Origin of the sequence: Pseudomonas sp. J452 (assembly GCF_024666525.1) — a bacterium.
Classification (GTDB): Bacteria; Pseudomonadota; Gammaproteobacteria; order Pseudomonadales; family Pseudomonadaceae; genus Aquipseudomonas.
Map to the genome: position 1 here is coordinate 3,474,137 of NZ_CP088294.1, position 17,005 is coordinate 3,491,141.

At 63.9% G+C, this 17,005-nt stretch carries 21 protein-coding genes; 11 read left to right on the forward strand and 10 right to left on the reverse strand.

Annotation, left to right across the window (positions count from 1 at the left end; translation table 11 throughout):
- Nucleotides 1-14: 14 nt before the first annotated feature.
- Nucleotides 15-455, reverse strand: a complete 441-nt coding sequence (locus tag LRS11_RS15810) for a thioesterase family protein (protein WP_260493866.1) — start codon at nt 453-455, stop codon at nt 15-17.
- Nucleotides 456-700: 245 nt separating this feature from the next.
- Here LRS11_RS15810 and pyrF point away from each other — a divergent pair, with 245 nt between their 5' ends.
- The 4 genes from pyrF to LRS11_RS15830 all read left to right on the forward strand — a co-directional run bounded on the left by pyrF (nt 701) and on the right by LRS11_RS15830 (nt 3,944).
- The gene (gene pyrF / locus LRS11_RS15815) at nt 701-1,396 is read left to right on the forward strand and encodes an orotidine-5'-phosphate decarboxylase (protein WP_260493867.1); all 696 of its coding nucleotides are present in this window, start codon (nt 701-703) and stop codon (nt 1,394-1,396) included.
- Nucleotides 1,397-1,439: 43 nt separating this feature from the next.
- The gene (locus LRS11_RS15820) at nt 1,440-1,817 is read left to right on the forward strand and encodes a hypothetical protein (protein ID WP_260493868.1); all 378 of its coding nucleotides are present in this window, start codon (nt 1,440-1,442) and stop codon (nt 1,815-1,817) included.
- Nucleotides 1,818-1,930: 113 nt separating this feature from the next.
- Nucleotides 1,931-2,692 carry an SDR family oxidoreductase gene (locus LRS11_RS15825; RefSeq protein ID WP_260493869.1) on the forward strand — a complete coding sequence of 254 codons (762 nt, stop codon included), beginning with the start codon at nt 1,931-1,933 and terminating at the stop codon, nt 2,690-2,692.
- Between the two features lie 355 nt (nt 2,693-3,047).
- Nucleotides 3,048-3,944: a bile acid:sodium symporter family protein gene (locus LRS11_RS15830; RefSeq protein ID WP_260493870.1), complete on the forward strand. Its 897-nt coding sequence runs from the start codon at nt 3,048-3,050 to the stop codon at nt 3,942-3,944.
- A 123-nt stretch (nt 3,945-4,067) separates the two neighbouring features.
- Here LRS11_RS15830 and LRS11_RS15835 read toward each other — a convergent pair whose 3' ends face one another.
- Together LRS11_RS15835 and LRS11_RS15840 are read right to left on the reverse strand one after the other, a co-directional pair.
- Complete coding sequence (locus LRS11_RS15835) at nt 4,068-5,258, reverse strand: benzoate/H(+) symporter BenE family transporter (RefSeq protein WP_260493871.1); 1,191 nt, start codon at nt 5,256-5,258, stop codon at nt 4,068-4,070.
- Nucleotides 5,258-5,869, reverse strand: coding sequence for a LysE family translocator (locus tag LRS11_RS15840; protein WP_260493872.1), 612 nt, complete (start codon nt 5,867-5,869; stop codon nt 5,258-5,260). Before LRS11_RS15840 ends, LRS11_RS15835 begins: the two co-directional genes overlap by 1 nt.
- Nucleotides 5,870-6,012: 143 nt before the next feature.
- Between LRS11_RS15840 and LRS11_RS15845 the strand changes: the two genes are divergently transcribed.
- Nucleotides 6,013-6,657: a hypothetical protein gene (locus tag LRS11_RS15845; RefSeq protein WP_260493873.1), complete on the forward strand. Its 645-nt coding sequence runs from the start codon at nt 6,013-6,015 to the stop codon at nt 6,655-6,657.
- Here LRS11_RS15845 and LRS11_RS15850 read toward each other — a convergent pair whose 3' ends face one another.
- Complete coding sequence (locus LRS11_RS15850; protein WP_173206849.1) at nt 6,658-7,113, reverse strand: MarR family winged helix-turn-helix transcriptional regulator; 456 nt, start codon at nt 7,111-7,113, stop codon at nt 6,658-6,660.
- An 83-nt stretch (nt 7,114-7,196) separates the two neighbouring features.
- Here LRS11_RS15850 and LRS11_RS15855 point away from each other — a divergent pair, with 83 nt between their 5' ends.
- Nucleotides 7,197-8,357: a PLP-dependent aminotransferase family protein gene (locus tag LRS11_RS15855; protein WP_260493874.1), complete on the forward strand. Its 1,161-nt coding sequence runs from the start codon at nt 7,197-7,199 to the stop codon at nt 8,355-8,357.
- Between the two features lies 1 nt (nt 8,358).
- Nucleotides 8,359-8,961 (forward strand): glutathione S-transferase family protein, encoded by a 603-nt coding sequence (locus tag LRS11_RS15860; protein ID WP_260493875.1) that lies wholly within the window; start codon nt 8,359-8,361, stop codon nt 8,959-8,961.
- A gap of 42 nt (nt 8,962-9,003) precedes the next feature.
- Here LRS11_RS15860 and LRS11_RS15865 read toward each other — a convergent pair whose 3' ends face one another.
- The 5 genes from LRS11_RS15865 to LRS11_RS15885 form a co-directional block, all read right to left on the reverse strand.
- Nucleotides 9,004-9,375, reverse strand: a complete 372-nt coding sequence (locus tag LRS11_RS15865; protein ID WP_260493876.1) for a glutaredoxin family protein — start codon at nt 9,373-9,375, stop codon at nt 9,004-9,006.
- A gap of 134 nt (nt 9,376-9,509) precedes the next feature.
- On the reverse strand, nt 9,510-10,055 hold the full coding sequence (gene folE, locus LRS11_RS15870) for a GTP cyclohydrolase I FolE (protein ID WP_173206837.1): 546 nt from the start codon (nt 10,053-10,055) through the stop codon (nt 9,510-9,512).
- Between the two features lie 95 nt (nt 10,056-10,150).
- Complete coding sequence (locus LRS11_RS15875; protein ID WP_260493877.1) at nt 10,151-10,708, reverse strand: Smr/MutS family protein; 558 nt, start codon at nt 10,706-10,708, stop codon at nt 10,151-10,153.
- 33 nt (nt 10,709-10,741) lie between these two features.
- Nucleotides 10,742-11,068 carry a hypothetical protein gene (locus tag LRS11_RS15880; protein WP_260493878.1) on the reverse strand — a complete coding sequence of 109 codons (327 nt, stop codon included), beginning with the start codon at nt 11,066-11,068 and terminating at the stop codon, nt 10,742-10,744.
- A 94-nt stretch (nt 11,069-11,162) separates the two neighbouring features.
- Nucleotides 11,163-11,756 carry a cysteine hydrolase family protein gene (locus LRS11_RS15885; RefSeq protein ID WP_260493879.1) on the reverse strand — a complete coding sequence of 198 codons (594 nt, stop codon included), beginning with the start codon at nt 11,754-11,756 and terminating at the stop codon, nt 11,163-11,165.
- A 146-nt stretch (nt 11,757-11,902) separates the two neighbouring features.
- On the opposite strand from LRS11_RS15885, the gene prmB reads away from it, so the two are divergent.
- On the forward strand, nt 11,903-12,817 hold the full coding sequence (gene prmB, locus LRS11_RS15890) for a 50S ribosomal protein L3 N(5)-glutamine methyltransferase (protein WP_260493880.1): 915 nt from the start codon (nt 11,903-11,905) through the stop codon (nt 12,815-12,817).
- A 219-nt stretch (nt 12,818-13,036) separates the two neighbouring features.
- Here prmB and LRS11_RS15895 read toward each other — a convergent pair whose 3' ends face one another.
- Nucleotides 13,037-13,819: a hypothetical protein gene (locus tag LRS11_RS15895; protein ID WP_260493881.1), complete on the reverse strand. Its 783-nt coding sequence runs from the start codon at nt 13,817-13,819 to the stop codon at nt 13,037-13,039.
- Between the two features lie 189 nt (nt 13,820-14,008).
- Between LRS11_RS15895 and aroC the strand changes: the two genes are divergently transcribed.
- The 3 genes from aroC to LRS11_RS15910 all read left to right on the forward strand — a co-directional run bounded on the left by aroC (nt 14,009) and on the right by LRS11_RS15910 (nt 17,002).
- A complete protein-coding gene (gene aroC, locus LRS11_RS15900) occupies nt 14,009-15,100 on the forward strand; it encodes a chorismate synthase (RefSeq protein WP_260493882.1) in 1,092 nt (363 codons plus the stop codon).
- Nucleotides 15,101-15,254: 154 nt separating this feature from the next.
- On the forward strand, nt 15,255-16,394 hold the full coding sequence (locus LRS11_RS15905) for an MFS transporter (RefSeq protein WP_409519819.1): 1,140 nt from the start codon (nt 15,255-15,257) through the stop codon (nt 16,392-16,394).
- Entirely contained in the window at nt 16,391-17,002 is a 612-nt protein-coding gene (locus LRS11_RS15910) for a methylthioribulose 1-phosphate dehydratase (protein ID WP_260493883.1), read from the forward strand. The genes LRS11_RS15905 and LRS11_RS15910 overlap by 4 nt, the downstream gene beginning before the upstream one ends.
- Nucleotides 17,003-17,005: the final 3 nt, after the last annotated feature.

A 17,005-nucleotide genomic window follows, 5' to 3' on the forward strand; every position in this document is an offset into this window, starting at 1 on the left:
GCGCTGCGCCAGCCTCAGTCCAGCCAGTTGACCGCGGGGAACTTGGCGCGGAAATCAGCCGGCATTGCCGCCACCTTGCCCAGGCGGTAGTCGAAGAACACGAAGCCGGATTTGGCCAGGGCGATCAGCGTGCCATCGGCTGGGCGGGTGATGCGGAAGATGATGTCGCCGCCGTAGCGGTTGAAGTCCATCACCCCGACTTCGAACAGCAGCTGGTCGCGGGCATGGGATTCGGCGCGGTACATGGTGGCTAGGTCGGTGACGATGATGTCGTCGGCCTCGGCCGCTTCGCGGATGCCGAAATCGAATAGGAAGCGCGCCCGTGCTTCGGAAATCATCGAGATCATCGAATCGTTGCCCAGGTGGTTGCTGGCATTGATGTCGGTGCTGCGCACGGTCATGTGGCTGCTGTAGCAGAACTGCTGCTGGGAAAAGTCGAGCTGGAGACGGGCCATGACTGCTGCCTGGTCGTTGGAGATGGCGCACAGTCTAACCGCGTCGCCGCAGTGCGGAAGCATTGCCGCGGTGAATGGCCAGCAACCGGCTGATTGGCGCTGTAGTGGTTTTTTCCTGCACCGGCCCCATGCGCCAAGTGGACGGATTACCCTGGCCGGCTAGCGGCGAAGCGGGCAGCAGTTCTGACGCCGGCGGCGGCTTTCGCTACAATGCGCGGCGTTTTCGACCTGCCTGTGAGTCCGCCATGTCCTGCCAGACCCCGATCATCGTTGCCCTCGACTTTCCTTCCCGTGACGCCGCGCTGGCCCTGGCCGATCAGCTCGACCCCAAGCTGTGCCGGGTCAAGGTGGGCAAGGAACTGTTCACCCGCAGCGGCCCGGCGGTGGTCGAGACCTTGCAGGCCAAGGGTTTCGAGGTGTTCCTCGACCTGAAATTCCACGACATCCCGAATACCACGGCGATGGCGGTCAAGGCCGCCGCCGAGCTGGGCGTGTGGATGGTCAACGTGCACTGTTCCGGTGGCCTGCGCATGATGGCGGCCTGCCGCAACGAGCTGGACAAACTGAGTGGCGCCAAGCCGCTGCTGATCGGCGTGACCGTGCTGACCAGCATGGAGCAGGACGACCTGGCCGGTATCGGCCTGGATATTACCCCGCAGGAGCAGGTGCTGCGCCTGGCGGATCTGGCTGCCCAGGCCGGCATGGATGGCCTGGTCTGCTCGGCCCAGGAAGCGCCGGCCCTCAAGGCCGCGCAACCGGCCCTGCAACTGGTCACGCCGGGGATTCGTCCGGCGGGCAGCGCGGCCGATGACCAGCGGCGCATTCTCACCCCAGCCGACGCGCTCAAGGCCGGCTCCGACTACCTGGTGATCGGCCGTCCGATCAGCCAGGCCAATAACCCGGCCAAGGCCCTGGCCGACATAGTGGCCGAACTGGGCTGATCACCCAGACGACGGTTCGGCATCGACGAGGAGAGCCACCGCCATGCTGCTCCGTCACCTCATGCGAGCCCAGGCGGCACAGGCTCGACTAAGAGCGCCATACAGAACGCTGGTTTTCGTCCTCGGCTGGGTGATGGTCCTCACCGGCTGTGTTCTGGTTGCAGTGACCATGTACTACACCCGGATCGCACTGGGCCTGCCTCTCAGTGAGGCGCCTCTGGCCGGTATGCGACTGGCCTTTTTCTGCTGGCTGGCCATTACGCTGCTTTCGGTGCCGGTCTTGTTCATTGCCAGCCTCTTCGTCGTCAGGGGGCTTTTCAGTCTTCTGTTGCTCACCATCGGCAAGTGCTCGCCAGCACAAGCCTATTGGTATGCCATCCAGGGTCGGCCGCCTGCTTCGTGGCTCAAACCCGAGGCCTAATCGGGTCATCAGTTTTCTGCATGAACCTTCACACGGCAGCTTGATAGTGCTGCTCGTGACGCGGGCGGCTGGCTAGACTGCGCTCATTCCCAACTCCCAGCGAGGATAGAGACATGAGCATGACCTTCTCCGGCAAAGTAGCTCTCGTAACCGGTGGTGCCGCCGGCATTGGCCGTGCCACCGCCTTGGCTTTTGCGGGCGAAGGCCTGCAGGTGGTGGTTTCCGATGTCGACGTGGCCGGCGGCGAAGGCACCGTGCAGTTGATCCGCGAAGCCGGTGGCGATGCGCTGTTCGTACGCTGCGACGTGACCCGCGAAGCCGAGGTCAAGGTGCTCATGGAGCGCACCCTGGCCGCCTATGGCCGCCTGGACTACGCCTTCAACAACGCCGGCATCGAAATTGAGAAGGGCAAGCTGGCCGAGGGCAGCGAGGCCGAGTTCGACGCCATCATGGGCGTCAACGTCAAAGGCGTGTGGCTGTGCATGAAGCACCAGATCCCGCTGCTGCTGGCCCAGGGCGGTGGTGCCATCGTCAACACCGCCTCGGTGGCCGGCCTCGGTGCGGCACCGAAGATGAGTATCTATGCTGCCTCCAAGCACGCGGTAATCGGTCTGACCAAGTCAGCTGCGGTCGAATATGGCAAGAAGAAGATCCGCGTCAACGCCGTGTGCCCGGCGGTGATCGACACCGACATGTGGCGCCGTGCGGCCGAAACCGATCCGAAGAAAGCCGAGTTCGTCGCCGGCATGCACCCGGTCGGGCGTATCGGGCGAGTCGAGGAAATCGCCACTGCGGTGCTCTACCTATGCTGTGACGGGGCCGGCTTCACCACTGGCCACTCGTTGGCGGTGGATGGCGGGGCTACCGCGATCTGAACCCGAAAAACCTGTTTACGAGCTCCTGACTCGCGGCCATACCGCGTTAAAAACGGCCTCGGTAAGCCGCTTGCGGCTAACGCGCTTCAGCGCGACCCGAAGGGCGAGTACAACGAGTCATGCTCATTTACAGTCCGTAAACTGCGCTTCTTCGGCGTTTTGACCAGCCGGAGGCTGTTACTGACGTAGCGCCTTGTCTGGCTCTAATTCAGAAGCTCGTAAATAGGTTTTAAGGCGCCGCAAGGCGCCTTTTTTGCATTCTGTAACAGCAACACCGCCCCTTGGCGCGCAAAGCCAGTTACAAGGTGGCTGGCAGTCGTGAGAATCGGCCGACTCGTTTCGGAGAACAACAAGAATGACCGCATCACCCTTGCTCACCGCATTTCTCCCCATTGCCCTGGGCATCATCATGCTCGGCCTGGGCTTGTCGCTGACCCTGGCGGACTTCGCCCGGGTGGTGAAGTTTCCCAAACCGGTGTTGATCGGCCTGGCCTGCCAGCTGCTGCTGTTGCCGCTGCTGTGCTTCCTGATTGCCAAGGGCTTCGGCCTGGCACCGGCGCTGGCGGTCGGCCTGATGCTGCTGGCGGCTTCGCCCGGTGGTACTTCGGCCAACCTCTACAGCCACCTGGCCCACGGTGACGTAGCGCTGAACGTGACGCTGACTGCGGTCAATTCGGTGATCGCCATCCTGACCATGCCATTTATCGTCAACCTGTCGCTGGCCTATTTCATGGAAGGCGATCAGGCCATTCCGCTGCAGTTCGCCAAAGTGGTGCAAGTGTTTGCCATCGTGCTCGGCCCGGTGGCTATCGGCATGGTGATTCGCCGCCTGGCGCCCGGCTTCGCCAACGCTATGGAGAAGCCGGTGAAGATCATCTCCGCGCTGTTCCTGGTGCTGGTGGTGGTGCTGGCCTTCATCAAGGACTGGCAGACGGTAGTGGACTACGCCCCGGTGGTCGGTCTGGCGGCGCTGCTGTTCAACCTGGTCAGCCTCGGCGTGGGTTACGGCGTGCCGCGCCTGATGAAGCTGCCACGGCGTCAGGCGGTGGCCATCGGCATGGAAATCGGCATCCACAACGGCACCCTGGCGATTGCCCTGGCGCTCAGTCCGATGCTGCTGAACAACGCGACCATGGCCATTCCGGCGGCGATCTACAGCTTCATCATGTTCTTCACGGCTGCCGCCTTCGGCTGGTGGGTCAACTTTGCCCACGGCAAGGAGCTGGCCAGCGAGGAAACCGAAGCGGCCTGATACGCTGCGCCACGAGAAAGCCCGGGCATGCCCGGGCTTTTTGTTTGCTGTATCTGCGTTGTAGCGTCGTAGTCCGGATGCAATCCGGGAGACCGGCGACTCCGATCCCGGATTACATCCGGGCTACGCCTTGCGCCAGTTGAGGATCAGCAGAGTCAGCGCACCGCCAATCAAACCCCAGAAGGCCGAGCCGATACCGAGCAGGGTCATGCCCGAGGCGGTGACCATGAAGGTGATCAGCGCGGCGTCACGCTCGCCGGGGTTCTGCATGGCCTGGGCCAGGCCATTGCCGATGGAACCGAGCAGGGCCAGGGCGGCGATGGACAGCACCAGGGCGGCCGGCAAAGCGGCGAACAGGGCGGCCAGGGTCGCAGCGAAAATCCCGGCGACACCGTAGAACAGCCCGCACCAGAGCGCCGCGGTGTAGCGCTTGTGACGATTCTCGTGGGCTTCGGCGCCGGTGCAGATCGCCGCACTGATGGCCGCCAGGTTGATGCCATGGGAGCCAAACGGCGCCAGCAGCAGCGAGGCGATGCCGGTTGTGGAAATCAGCGGCGAAGGCGGTACGTCATAGCCATCGGCGCGTAGCACGGCAATGCCTGGGATGTTCTGCGAGGCCATGGCCACCACGAACAGCGGAATACCGATGCTGATCACCGCGCTGAAGGAGAAGCTCGGTGTGGTCCACACCGGCACCGCCACCTGCCACTCGAACTGGCTGAAATCCAGCAGACCCAGCCCGCCGGCCAGGCTTGCGCCGACCAGCAGCGCCGCCGGCACCGCATAGCGCGGCAACAGGCGTTTGCCGAGCAGAAAGGTGAAGAACATGGCCAGCACCAGCAGGCTGCTGTTTTGTGCGGCGATAAAGATTTCGCTGCCGATGCGAAACAGAATCCCGGCCAGCAGCGCCGCGGCCAGCGAGGCCGGCAGGTGGCGCATGACCCGCTCGAAGGCGCCGGACAGGCCCAGCAGGCTGAGCAGCAGGGCGCAGACGACAAAGGCGCCGATGGCTTCCGGGTACGTTACCCCCGGCAGGCTGGTGATCAGCAGCGCCGCACCCGGTGTCGACCAGGCCACCACGATCGGCGCACGGTAGCGCAGCGACAGGCCGATGGTGCAGACCGCCATGCCGATCGACAGCGCCCACAGCCAGGAGGAAATCTGCGCGGTACTCAGGCCGGCAGCCTGGCCGGCCTGGAACATCAGCACCAGCGAGCTGGTATAGCCGGTGAGCATGGCGACGAAGCCGGCGACGACCGCCGATGGCGAGCTGTCTGCCAGTGGGCGCAAGGGCAGGGGGTGAGCCTGGGTCATCAGAGCTGTCCTTGGAAATCGCTAAGAATAGGGTAGAGCGAGGCCACCAGCAGCAGGGCCATGCCGATGTTGAAAGCGCGCAGCACCCGTGGTGCCTCCAGCCAGCGGCGCAGGAAGCTGCCGGCCACGGTCCACAGGCCGACGCTGGGGCAGTTGACCAGGGCGAACAGGGCGGCGATCAACAGCACATTGAGCAGAAAGCCTTCATGCGGGGTGTAGGTGGTGATGGCGCCGATGGCCATGATCCAGGCCTTGGGGTTGACCCACTGGAAGGCCGCGGCCTGCAGGAAGGTAAACGGCTTGCTGTTGCCGGTGGCGGCATCCGGTGCGCCGGCGCCGGCGATCTTCCAGGCCAGATAGAGCAGGTAAGCTGCGCCACCGTAGCGCAGCGCGCTGTACAACGGCGGGAACTGTTCGAACAACTGGCCAAGCCCCAGGCCCACGGCGATCACCAGGATCATGAAGCCCAGGCTGATGCCGAGCATATGCGGCAGGCTGCGGCGCACGCCGAAATTCACCCCCGAGGCGAGCAACATCATGTTGTTCGGCCCCGGGGTAACCGAGGTGACGAAGGCAAAGGCGATAAAAGCGAGTAACAGTTCAGTGGTCATGGCGGCACTCCGGGCTTGCTGGCAGCCTATGCCCTGTTAGGCTGAGCGTCGCGGTACAGCAGTGCGTGCTTTGAGCGTTACAGTTTTCGCCAGAGTTGAAACTGCACGGTACTGTTCCTTTCATTGCAGACACAGGAAGTCGTATGGAGCAAAACAACCCTTATGCCGCGCCTCAGGTGGCGTTGGTCGATCAGCAATCGCCTCAGCAACTGCTGGGCTGGAGTGCCGGGCAACTGCAGGTGCTCGGCTGGCTTTGCCTGGTGTCGCTGCTTGCGTCCCTGGTTGACCTGGTGCTGGTGTTCGTCGTCGACGAGCAAGCCGATGCCCTTCGGCAACAGGGCGTGGTGGCCCTTGGTCTGGTCAACACCTTGCTCGGCATGTACGTGCTGCTGCGTTTCAAAGGCTTTGCCGAGCAGCGTTTCAGTGCCCGCGGCCTGAGCCTGCCGGTGTGGCTTTCGCTCTTCTTTATGCTGGTGCTGGAGGGGCTGGACCTGGCTTTCGGCGATGTTGAGCTGGCTCAGTTCGGCTGGCCGATGTTCGTCTACTTCGGCTTGTTGGCCATGCTGGGCGGGGTGACGCTGTGGCTGGGGATCAGACTGTTGCAGGTCAAGGACGTCTATCCAGTGTTCCGCGTGCTGGCCTGGATGGAAATCGTCGGTGGCGGTTTGCTGGCCACCATCCTGCTGATGGTGCTGGCCGTTGTGCCGCTGGTGGGCGCCACGCTGTGCATGATGCTGGTGTTCTTCCGCGCGGCCGAGGAGTTGCGCGGGCAGCCGGCCCAGGGCTGATCAGTCTTCGCCGAGCAGCACCTGGCGGGTGTTGCCGAGCCGCTGGTTGACCGCCAACCAGCTGCTCACTGCATCCGCGCCGGCTTCTGCGAGCATGCGCTCGAGCAGTTTCACCTGCTCGCGGCGCAGCGCCTGCTCCAGCTTGGCGCCATCGTCAGTCAGCGCCAGCAGGCGTTTGCGCTTGTCGTCCGGCGCCGCCAGGCTTTCCACCAGATTCATTTCCAGCAACTGGCGCAGCGGAATGTTCAGCGCCTGCTTGCTCACGCCCAGGTAGCCGAGCAGCTGCTTCATGCTCAGCCCCGGATAGCGGGCGATGAAGAACAGAATGCGATGGTGAACCCGCGACAGACCCCGGCGGGCGAGCATTTCGTCCGGTTTGGCGGTGAAGGCCTGGTAGCCGAAGAAGAAGGCTTCCATGGCGGCCTGCTGGCTGGTCGGCTTTTTCAGGTCAAGCATATTGACGTATCTGTCCGAGTCGGCGTAGTTTCGGTCAATCAGTTTGACCCAATTTGTCCTGCCTTTGCTACCGGTGATTTGTCATGGCCTTCTCCGAACGTGTTGCCCGCCTGAAAAGCTCCCTGATCCGCGAAATCCTTGCTGCGGCGCAGCGTCCGGAGGTGATGTCCTTCGCTGGCGGCCTGCCGGCCGAGGCGATGCTGCCCAAGGTGGATTGGAACGACATGCCGGTCAGCATGGGCCAGTACGGCATGAGCGAAGGCGAGCCGGAACTGCGCGAGCGGATTGCCGCCGAAGCGCGCCTGCTCGGCGTACCGTGCGAGGCCAGCCAGGTGCTGATCGTCTGCGGTTCGCAGCAGACCCTCGACCTGGCCAGCAAGCTGTTTATCGATCCGGGTACGGAAATTCTCGTTGAGGCGCCGACCTACCTGGCCGCGCTGCAGTCCTTCCAGCTGTTCGGCGCTGACTGCATCACCGTGCCCCAGGAAGCCGACGGCCCCGAGCTGGAGGCTCTGCGCCAGCGCCTGCAGCAGCACAAGCCGGCTTTCGCCTACCTCATTCCGACCTTCCAGAATCCGTCCGCCGTGCGTTACAGCGAAGCCAAGCGCGATGCGGTGGCGGCGTTGCTCGACGAGTTCAACGTCACCCTGATCGAGGATGAGCCGTACCGCGAGCTGGTCTTCGATGCTGGCAGCGCCACGCCTATCGTCAGCCGCCTCAAGCGCGCCAGCTGGATCTACACCGGCACCGTATCCAAGACTCTGCTGCCGGGTCTGCGCGTGGGTTACCTGATCGCTACCCCGGACCTGTTCCCGCATCTGTTGCGCCTGAAACAGTCCGCCGACCTGCACACCAATCGTATCGGCCAGTGGCAGGCGCTGCAGTGGCTAGGCAGCGACAAGTACCGCGCGCACCTGGCCGAGTTGCGCGACTTCTACCGTGTGCGTCGCGACGCCATGCAGGTGGCGCTGCAGGAACACTTCGGTGACTTGGCAACCTGGGAGATTCCTCAGGGTGGCCTATTCTTCTGGCTGACCCTGAAGGACAAGCTGGATACCCGCACCCTGCTGCAGCCGGCGATGGCGCAAAACGTGGCGTTCATGCCGGGCGAGCCGTTCTTCGTCGAGCCGGATGCCAACCCCGGTCACCTGCGGTTGAATTTCAGCCACGTCGAGCCGGAGCGTCTGGGCGAAGGCCTGCGTCGCCTGGCGGCGGTGGTGCGCGAAGCGCAAGGGAGTAAATAGCATGCTCAAGGTCTACGGTGATTACCGTTCAGGCAACTGCTACAAGATCAAACTGATGCTGCACCTGCTCGGCCGCGAGTGCGAGTGGCTGCCGATCGACATCCTCAAGGGTGAAACGCAGACTGCCGAGTTTTTGGCCAAGAACCCAAACGGCAAGATCCCGGTGCTGGAACTGGAAGACGGCACCTACCTGTGGGAATCGAATGCCATCCTGAATTTCCTCGCCGATGGCAGCGAGTTCATTCCCAGCGAGCCGCGCTTGCGCACGCAGATGCTGCAATGGCAGTTCTTCGAGCAGTACAGCCATGAGCCCTACGTGGCGGTGGCGCGCTTCATCCACCTGTACCAGGGGCGCCCGGCCGAACGCGAGGAAGAACTCAAGGTGTGCATGGTGCGCGGCCACAAGGCGCTCAAGGTGATGGAGCAGCAGCTCAGCCGTACGCCCTACCTGGTCGGCGAGCAGTACACCATCGCCGACATCGCCCTGTACGCCTATACCCACGTGGCCGACGAGGGTGGCTTCGACCTCAGCGCCTATCCGGCGGTGCAGGCCTGGCTCGCGCGCGTGGCCAGCCATCCCAAACATGTGAGCATGCTCGGCTGACAGTGGGCTGGGGGCAGGGCGATTGCGTCTTGCCCCACAGGCTTACTGCGCGGCGAAACGCTCGTTCAGATAGGCGCTGATGGCCTTGGATTCATACAGCCAGCGGCTCTCGCCCGACTCCTCGATACGCAGGCACGGCACCTGAATCTTGCCGCCTTGCTCCAGCAGCTCTTGGCGGTGAGTGGCGTCGTTTTTTGCGTCACGCAGCGCTACCGGCACGTTCAGGCGGTGCAGGTTGCGCCGAGTCTTCACGCAGAACGGGCAGGCATGAAACTGATACAGCGCCAGGCCGGCGGCTTCGCGTTCGACCTGGGTCTGGGCTTCTGCGCTGCGCTTGAGTTTGCGCGGACGGGTGATGAAATCGATGAAGATGATGATCTGGCCGAGGCCGATCCGCAGTGCCTTGATAAGCATCGCCGGTCATTCCTGTAGGAGTGTCTGAAAGGGGCGGCAGGGTACCCGACTTGCTCGGGCTTGGCTGTACCGGATATCGATTAGCTCGCCATAAAAAACCGGCCCTGGAGGCCGGTTTTCTGTTGCAGCGGCAATCAGCCGATCAGGCTGAGGAACTCGCTGCGGGTGGCGGCGTTTTCGCGAAACTCGCCGAGCATCACCGAGGTGACCATCGACGAGTTCTGCTTCTCCACGCCGCGCATCATCATGCACATGTGCTGCGCTTCGATGACCACCGCCACGCCGAGGGCGCCGGTAACCTGCTGGATCGCCTCGGCGATCTGCCGGCTGAGGTTTTCCTGGATCTGCAGGCGGCGGGCGTACATGTCGACGATCCGCGCGACCTTGGACAGGCCCAGTACCTTGCCGCTGGGAATGTAGGCCACATGGGCCTTGCCGATGAACGGCAGCAGATGGTGCTCGCACAGCGAGTACAGCTCGATGTTCTTCACCAGCACCATTTCGCTGTTGTCGGAGCTGAACAGGGCGCCGTTGGTGACTTCTTCGAGGGTCTGCTGGTAGCCCTTGCAGAGGTACTGCATGGCTTTGGCGGCACGTTTCGGCGTGTCGAGCAGTCCTTCGCGGGACACGTCCTCGCCGAGCTGGCCGAGGATGGCGGTGTATTGCTGTTCCAGGGACATGGGTCTTCCTGTGGAGTCAAAAAATCGCAGAGGCGCAGGGTAGGGCGCAGCTGCCGGACTGGCAAGGGCGCATTGCGCCAGATCGACGGGCCTGGCTACTCGTCGCGACCCTCCATCATGGTGCGCTTGAGCAGCACATAGACTGCACCGGCGCCACCATGTTTGGGCAGGCAAGAGGTGAAACCGAGCACCTGCTGGTGCTGACGCAGCCAGGTGTTGACGTGGCTCTTGATCAGCGGGCGCTTGCCATCTTTGCGCGCGGCCTTGCCGTGGGTCACGCGCACGCAGCGCACTTCCATCTTGGCGGCTTCGGCGAAGAAGTCCCAGAGGATTTCACGGGCTTTTTCCACGCTCATGCCATGCAGGTCGAGGCTGCCTTCGAAAGGCACCTGGCCGGCCTTGAGCTTGCGCAGCTGGCTGTCCTGCACGCCGTCGCGGGCCCAGTACAGCTCGTCCTCGGCGCCGACATCGATGACGAACAGGTCGGACAGGCCGTCGACCGTGACGCTGTCGGTCTTCAGCGTAGCGGCCTGGCGCAGGGTGCTCAGGCGCTGGCGATCGGTCTTGGCTTTGCCGGTGTCGGCGCGGTCATGGCTGATCGGTTTGACGCCACGCACGGCGGATTGGAATAGAGATAAGTCGTCGTCTTGCATAATGCCTCCAAACAGGAGGCCAGTTTACCGGGATCAGCCGCGCTTTTTCAGCAGGCGTGGTGACAGACTCAGTTCGTTGCTGTAGCGCTGGCGCATATGTCGCCGACAACGGCGCCACAGGCTCACGCCGAGCCATAGCAGCAACAGACCGCCGAGCAACAGGGTGATGGCGGCGCCGATGCTGTCATTCAGCGGGCCTAACGCTGCCGGGCGGCCAAGCAGGGTAGACGCTCCAGCCAGCGTCAGCAGGACGCCTAGGCTGGCCAACAACGCTGCGAACAAGGCACCGAGACGCCAGCGCAAGCCACCGGGGCCGCGCGGGCGCAGGCGGCGAGCATCAAAACCTTCAGACAACTTCATCCCGATTTCCTCATGGGCTATCGGCGCTATGACCGGCCCTGGCTGTCAGGGTTCCGTTCGCGGGGTGCAGCCGTGACGCTGCTGAGTGACTAGCTCAGATCAGCGCGTGGGCCTGGGGCACCACAATCGCGTAGTTGTCGGCCAGGGCGGCCATCTCCATGCGGTGCAGTTGGCGAGCGCCGATCAGTTCGCCGGCATAGGGCAGGTCGCGGGTGGCGCAGGCGCTGTCCACCAGGGTGCAGCGGTAGCCGTAGTCCTTGGCCGCACGCACGGTGGTGCTGATGCTGGAGTGGGTCATGAAGCCGCAGACGATCAGGTCGAGGTGGCCGAGTTGCTGCAGACGCTCGTGCAGGTCGGTACCGGCGAAGGCATTGGGCAGGCGCTTCTCGATCACCGCTTCGCCGATTTCCGGCTCCAGGCCGGCGAGGAAGTGGCCACGCGGGCCTTGTGGGTCGAGCAGGCCGCCGGGGATGCCCAAGTGGCGCACGTGCACGATCGGGGTGCCGATGCGCCGGGCGGCCTGCACCAGAGTAGTAATTTCCGCCACGGCAGCGTCCACGTCCGGCAGCTGCAAGACACCGCTGCGATACTCTTCCTGCGCGTCGATGATCAACAGGGTGGCCTTGCCCAGGGTGGCGGGTGCATAACCACGACCAGTCAGCTGGAACAGGGTTTTGGGATCGGACATGACGCAGGCTCCTGATGTGGCTGTGGCTCTATTCTCTGCTTGCCAGAGCGATCTGTGAACCTTTTGCAGTGCAAGGCGCCGATTCGCCGAGGCAATTTGCTTGCACTTGCGGCTAGAATCGCCCACCCGTTCTGGAGGTATGTCCCGTGTCCCAATCCCGCCTGCGCACCGTGCGCGACCACATTCGCTGGGCTGTCAGCCGTTTTCATGACGAGCAGCTGTTCTTCGGCCATGGCACCGACAATGCCTGGGATGAGGCGCGCCAGCTGGTGCTCGGCGCCTTGCACCTGCCCTGGGAAATCGCCGATGGCTACCTCGATTGCCGTCTCGAAGCCGATGAGCAGGAGCATCTGCTGGCGTTGCTGAAACGGCGTATCGAAGAGCGCGTACCGACCGCCTATCTGCTGGGCGAAGCCTGGTTCTGCGGCCTGCCCTTTATCGTCGACGAGCGCGTGCTGGTACCGCGCTCGCCGATTGCTGAGCTGATCGGCCAGCACTTCGCGCCATGGCTGCCCGCCGAGCCGGCACGCATCCTCGACCTATGCACCGGCTCCGGTTGCATCGGCATCGCCTGCGCCTTTGCCTTCCCCGAGGCCGAAGTGGTGCTCGCCGACCTGTCCTTTGACGCCCTCGAAGTGGCCAACCAGAACATCGAGCGACATGAACTGGACGAGCGCGTGTACACCGTGCAGGGCGATGGTTTCGCCGGGCTGCCGGGTCAGCGTTTCGACCTGATCGTGTCCAACCCGCCCTATGTCGATGCCGAGGATTTCGCCGACATGCCGGCCGAGTACCAGCACGAACCGGAGCTGGGCCTGGCCTGTGGCGACGATGGCCTGGACCTGGTGCGGCGCATGCTGGCCGAGGCGGCCGATCACCTGAGCGAGCAGGGCATCCTGATCGTCGAGGTGGGCAACAGCCAGGTGCATGTCGAGGCGCTGTACCCGGAGGTCGACTTCACCTGGCTGGAGTTCGAGCAAGGTGGCCATGGCGTGTTTCTGCTGGCGGCTAAGCAGTGCCGCGAGCATCAGGCCATGTTCCGCTCGCGGCTGAACGGCTGATCTGGTGTAGCCCGGATGCAATCCGGGAGCTTGCGCTCAGTCGGGCGAATCTTCCCGGATTGCATCCGGGCTACCGGCTGAGTTCGGACTTCTGGATCTAGCGAGCTAGAGTCGGGCAAGGCGAAATTGGGCGAGGGCGCGGAGTTTACTGAGTGTAAATGAGCAGCCCGAGCCCAATTTCAACGCAGCCCGGCCGACGCGCAGCAGATCGCTGCACAATCAGCGGGTGGCGATCCAGATCAGTAGTCCAGCCTGGAACAGCGCCAGGGTCACCAGACAGGCGATGGTGAAACGCAGGCTGCTGTCTTCGCGCTTGAGCAGTGCGATCTTGCGCTCCAGCTTGCCGATCTTGACCTCCTGCTCGTGCAGGCTCTGGTCGGCCTGTTGCAGCATGGCGCCGGCTTCGAGTGGCTCCACCTGCTGCAAGCGTTCGCGGTTCCATTCACCGACCAGCGCGCTGACGCTTTTCGCCCCGTAGGTAGCTTTCAGCTGCAGCAGGTCCTGGTACTCGACCTCGAAGCCCATGGCACGCAGGAAGTGGTCGCGGCGCAGGCGGGCGTCGTCGCTGAGGATGTCCTTGACCGCCAGGGCGCCGCCCTCGACCTGATAGTTGGGCCAGCGCTGACGGGCCCAGAGAATGCCCTGGGCCATCAGGAAACGGCCGATGCCACGGTTGACTGGCTCGATCTGCAGGCCCTTGTCGGCGCCGAAGCGTACTTCACGGCGGCGGTGGTCGGCCCAGACCTCCAGCACATTCTGTTCGCGCCGCACGCGCTGTCCTGGCAGGTCGATGCTCAGGCGCAGCAAGCTCTGTTCCGGGCTATGGCGTTCGGCGCGGCCAAGCTGAACGAAACGCAGCGGCCGCGCGCCGGTATGCCGATCGGTCGGCAGTGGGGCCAGGCGCAGCAGGCGCAGTTGTTCAGCCGGCAGGTCCTGCCAGGGATGCGGCTGCGGCGTTGCGGGCGTTGCATCGGCGGGTTGCTGGGCGTCGGTATCGGTCATGGCGGGCGTCCTTGAGCCAGGCGGGCAGGGCACTGGTAAGCGAATTATCGACTGTTTCTACGTATTCTGGAGGCTGGCAGAGCGCCAGACCTATGCAAGTCGCCGGGTTGATCCGGTTCGAGGGTGAACTGACCGGGCGCCGCGGGTATACTGGCGCCCCCTCGTTCAGGCCCTCGCGGAGCTTTCTGCATGTCCGGCAATACCTACGGCAAGCTGTTCACCGTCACCACCGCAGGCGAAAGCCATGGTCCGGCGCTGGTCGCCATCGTCGACGGTTGCCCGCCGGGCATCGAGCTGTCCCTGGAAGACCTGCAGCGCGACCTGGACCGGCGCAAGCCCGGCACCAGCCGCCACACCACCCAGCGTCAGGAAGACGACGAAGTCGAGATCCTCGCCGGCGTCTTCGAGGGCAAGACCACCGGTTGCGCCATCGGCCTGCTGATCCGCAACACCGACCAGAAGTCCAAGGACTACTCGGCGATCAAGGATCTGTTCCGCCCGGCTCACGCCGACTACACCTACCACCACAAGTACGGCATCCGCGACTACCGTGGTGGCGGCCGCAGCTCTGCGCGCGAAACCGCCATGCGCGTCGCCGCCGGCGCCATCGCCAAGAAGGTGCTGGCGGCTTTCGGCATCAGCGTGCGTGGCTACATGAGCCAGCTCGGCCCGATCGAGATCCCGTTCAAGACCTGGGACAGCGTCGAGCAGAACGCCTTCTTCAGCCCTGACCCGGACAAGGTGCCGGAGCTGGAGGCCTATATGGACCAGCTGCGCCGTGACCAGGACTCGGTCGGTGCGAAGATCACCGTGGTCGCCGAAGGCGTGATGCCGGGCCTCGGCGAGCCGATCTTCGATCGTCTGGATGCCGACCTGGCCCATGCGCTGATGAGCATCAATGCTGTGAAAGGCGTGGAAATTGGCGCGGGTTTCGCCTCGGTGGCCCAGCGCGGTACCGAACACCGCGATGAAATGACGCCGGAAGGTTTCCTGTCGAACAATGCCGGCGGCATCCTCGGCGGCATTTCCTCCGGTCAGCCGATCGTCGCCCACCTGGCGCTCAAGCCGACCTCCAGCATCACCACCCCGGGCCGCTCCATCGATGTCGACGGCAACCCGGTGGAAGTGATCACCAAAGGTCGCCATGACCCCTGCGTGGGCATCCGCGCCACGCCGATCGCCGAGGCGATGATGGCCATCGTTCTGCTCGACCACCTGCTGCGCCACCGCGCGCAGAATACCGGCGTGCAGGTCAGCACACCGGTACTCGGCCAGCTGTAAGAACCTGTCCATGATCTGCTGCGCGTTGGAAAAACGGTGTTGAAAATGGCTTCGGGATGCTCATTTAGCGCTTGTAAATTCCGCTCCCTCAGCCATTTTCGCCTTGTTTTTCTCTAGCTCGCGAGATCCTGAACAGGTTCTGACGGACACGCCGCTGCCGTACTGGCGCCTGTCCGGCTTCTACCTGTTCTACTTCGCCCTGCTGGGTGCCACGGCACCCTTTCTGGCGTTGTATTTCGACTTCCTCGGCTTCAGCCCGGCGCGCATCGGCGAGCTGGTGGCCATTCCCATGCTGATGCGCTGCGTGGCGCCCAACCTGTGGGGCTGGCTCGGCGATCGCAGTGGCCAGCGCCTGCGCATCGTGCGCTTCGGCGCGGTCTGCACGCTGCTCAGCCTGAGCCTGATCTTCGTCGACCAGAGCTACGCCTGGCTGGCCCTGGTGATGGCCCTGCATGCCTTCTTCTGGCATGCGGTGCTGCCGCAGTTCGAGGTCATCACCCTGGCTCACCTGCAAGAGCAGACAGCGCGCTATTCGCAGATCCGCCTGTGGGGCTCGATCGGCTTCATCCTCACCGTGGTCGGCCTGGGCAAGTTGTTCGAGGTCTACAGCCTGGCGATCTACCCCTGGACGTTGCTGCTGATCATCGCCGGTATCGCCCTGAGCAGCTTCTGGGTGCCTAACGCCACGCCGCAGGCAAACAACGGCGCGGGCGGCGAGGGCGGCTTCCTGGCTCAGCTGCGCCGGCCCGGTGTGCTGTCGTTCTACCTGTGCGTGGGGCTGATGCAGATGTCCCACGGGCCGTACTACACCTTCCTCAGCATTCACCTGGAGTCGCTCGGCTACAGCCGCGGGGTGATCGGCCTGCTGTGGGCCTTGGGCGTGGTGGCGGAGATCGTGTTGTTCCTGTTCATGACCCGCATCCTCGCGCGCTTCAGCCTGCGCCAGGTGCTGGCGGCCAGTTTCGCCCTGGCGGCGCTGCGCTGGTTGCTGCTGGGCAACCTGGCCGATCACCTGGCGGTGCTGCTGTTCGCCCAGCTGATGCATGCCGCCACTTTCGGCAGCTTCCATGCGGCTGCGATCCACTTCGTCCAACGCAGTTTCGGTGCCAACCAGCAGGGCCAGGGGCAGGCGCTGTATGCGGCCATGGCCGGGATTGGCGGGGCGCTGGGGGCGTTGTACGCCGGTTATAGCTGGAACAGCCTGGGGCCGGCCTGGACCTTTGCCATCGCCAGCTTGGTCGCGCTGGCCGCGACCCTTATCATTGCCACCCGATTGCGCGAGGAGCAGGCATGAAACGCGAACAACTCGCCGAGCAGATCATCGAAGCCGGACGTTTTCTCTACGACCGCGGCTGGTCGCCGGCCACCAGCAGCAACTATTCGGCGCGCCTGTCTGCCGATCAGGCACTGCTCACCGTCTCCGGCAAGCACAAGGGCCAGCTCGGCGCGGACGATGTGCTGGCCACCGACCTCGACGGCAACAGCCTGGAACCGGGCAAGAAGCCTTCTGCCGAGACCCTGCTGCATACCCAGCTGTACCGCTGGCAGCTGCAGATCGGCGCGGTGCTGCACACCCACTCGGTCAACGCCACGGTGCTGTCGCGCCTGTGCCTGAGCGATTCGCTGGTGTTCGCCGATTACGAACTGCAGAAAGCTTTTGTCGGCATCAGTACCCATGAATGCCAGGTCGAGGTACCGATCTTCGCCAACGACCAGGACATTGCCCGCCTGGCAGCCAAAGTGCAGCTCTGGCTCGACGAGCACCCGGATTGCGTCGGCTACCTGATCCGCGGCCACGGCCTGTACACCTGGGGCGCGCAGATGAGCGACGCCCTGCGCCAGATCGAGGCCTTCGAATTCCTGTTTGAGTGCGAGCTGAAAGTTCGCGCCTTGCAGCGCTAAGCA

Excerpts from the sequence above, each read along its gene's own strand:
- LRS11_RS15810 (WP_260493866.1), bottom strand. The coding sequence starts at position 455 with ATGGCCCGTCTCCAGCTCGACTTTTCCCAGCAGCAGTTCTGCTACAGC.
- pyrF (WP_260493867.1), top strand. The coding sequence starts at position 701 with ATGTCCTGCCAGACCCCGATCATCGTTGCCCTCGACTTTCCTTCCCGT.
- LRS11_RS15820 (WP_260493868.1), top strand. The coding sequence starts at position 1,440 with ATGCTGCTCCGTCACCTCATGCGAGCCCAGGCGGCACAGGCTCGACTA.
- LRS11_RS15825 (WP_260493869.1), top strand. The coding sequence starts at position 1,931 with ATGAGCATGACCTTCTCCGGCAAAGTAGCTCTCGTAACCGGTGGTGCC.
- LRS11_RS15830 (WP_260493870.1), top strand. The coding sequence starts at position 3,048 with ATGACCGCATCACCCTTGCTCACCGCATTTCTCCCCATTGCCCTGGGC.
- LRS11_RS15835 (WP_260493871.1), bottom strand. The coding sequence starts at position 5,258 with ATGACCCAGGCTCACCCCCTGCCCTTGCGCCCACTGGCAGACAGCTCG.
- LRS11_RS15840 (WP_260493872.1), bottom strand. The coding sequence starts at position 5,869 with ATGACCACTGAACTGTTACTCGCTTTTATCGCCTTTGCCTTCGTCACC.
- LRS11_RS15845 (WP_260493873.1), top strand. The coding sequence starts at position 6,013 with ATGGAGCAAAACAACCCTTATGCCGCGCCTCAGGTGGCGTTGGTCGAT.
- LRS11_RS15850 (WP_173206849.1), bottom strand. The coding sequence starts at position 7,113 with ATGCTTGACCTGAAAAAGCCGACCAGCCAGCAGGCCGCCATGGAAGCC.
- LRS11_RS15855 (WP_260493874.1), top strand. The coding sequence starts at position 7,197 with ATGGCCTTCTCCGAACGTGTTGCCCGCCTGAAAAGCTCCCTGATCCGC.
- LRS11_RS15860 (WP_260493875.1), top strand. The coding sequence starts at position 8,359 with ATGCTCAAGGTCTACGGTGATTACCGTTCAGGCAACTGCTACAAGATC.
- LRS11_RS15865 (WP_260493876.1), bottom strand. The coding sequence starts at position 9,375 with ATGCTTATCAAGGCACTGCGGATCGGCCTCGGCCAGATCATCATCTTC.
- folE (WP_173206837.1), bottom strand. The coding sequence starts at position 10,055 with ATGTCCCTGGAACAGCAATACACCGCCATCCTCGGCCAGCTCGGCGAG.
- LRS11_RS15875 (WP_260493877.1), bottom strand. The coding sequence starts at position 10,708 with ATGCAAGACGACGACTTATCTCTATTCCAATCCGCCGTGCGTGGCGTC.
- LRS11_RS15880 (WP_260493878.1), bottom strand. The coding sequence starts at position 11,068 with ATGAAGTTGTCTGAAGGTTTTGATGCTCGCCGCCTGCGCCCGCGCGGC.
- LRS11_RS15885 (WP_260493879.1), bottom strand. The coding sequence starts at position 11,756 with ATGTCCGATCCCAAAACCCTGTTCCAGCTGACTGGTCGTGGTTATGCA.
- LRS11_RS15895 (WP_260493881.1), bottom strand. The coding sequence starts at position 13,819 with ATGACCGATACCGACGCCCAGCAACCCGCCGATGCAACGCCCGCAACG.
- aroC (WP_260493882.1), top strand. The coding sequence starts at position 14,009 with ATGTCCGGCAATACCTACGGCAAGCTGTTCACCGTCACCACCGCAGGC.
- LRS11_RS15910 (WP_260493883.1), top strand. The coding sequence starts at position 16,391 with ATGAAACGCGAACAACTCGCCGAGCAGATCATCGAAGCCGGACGTTTT.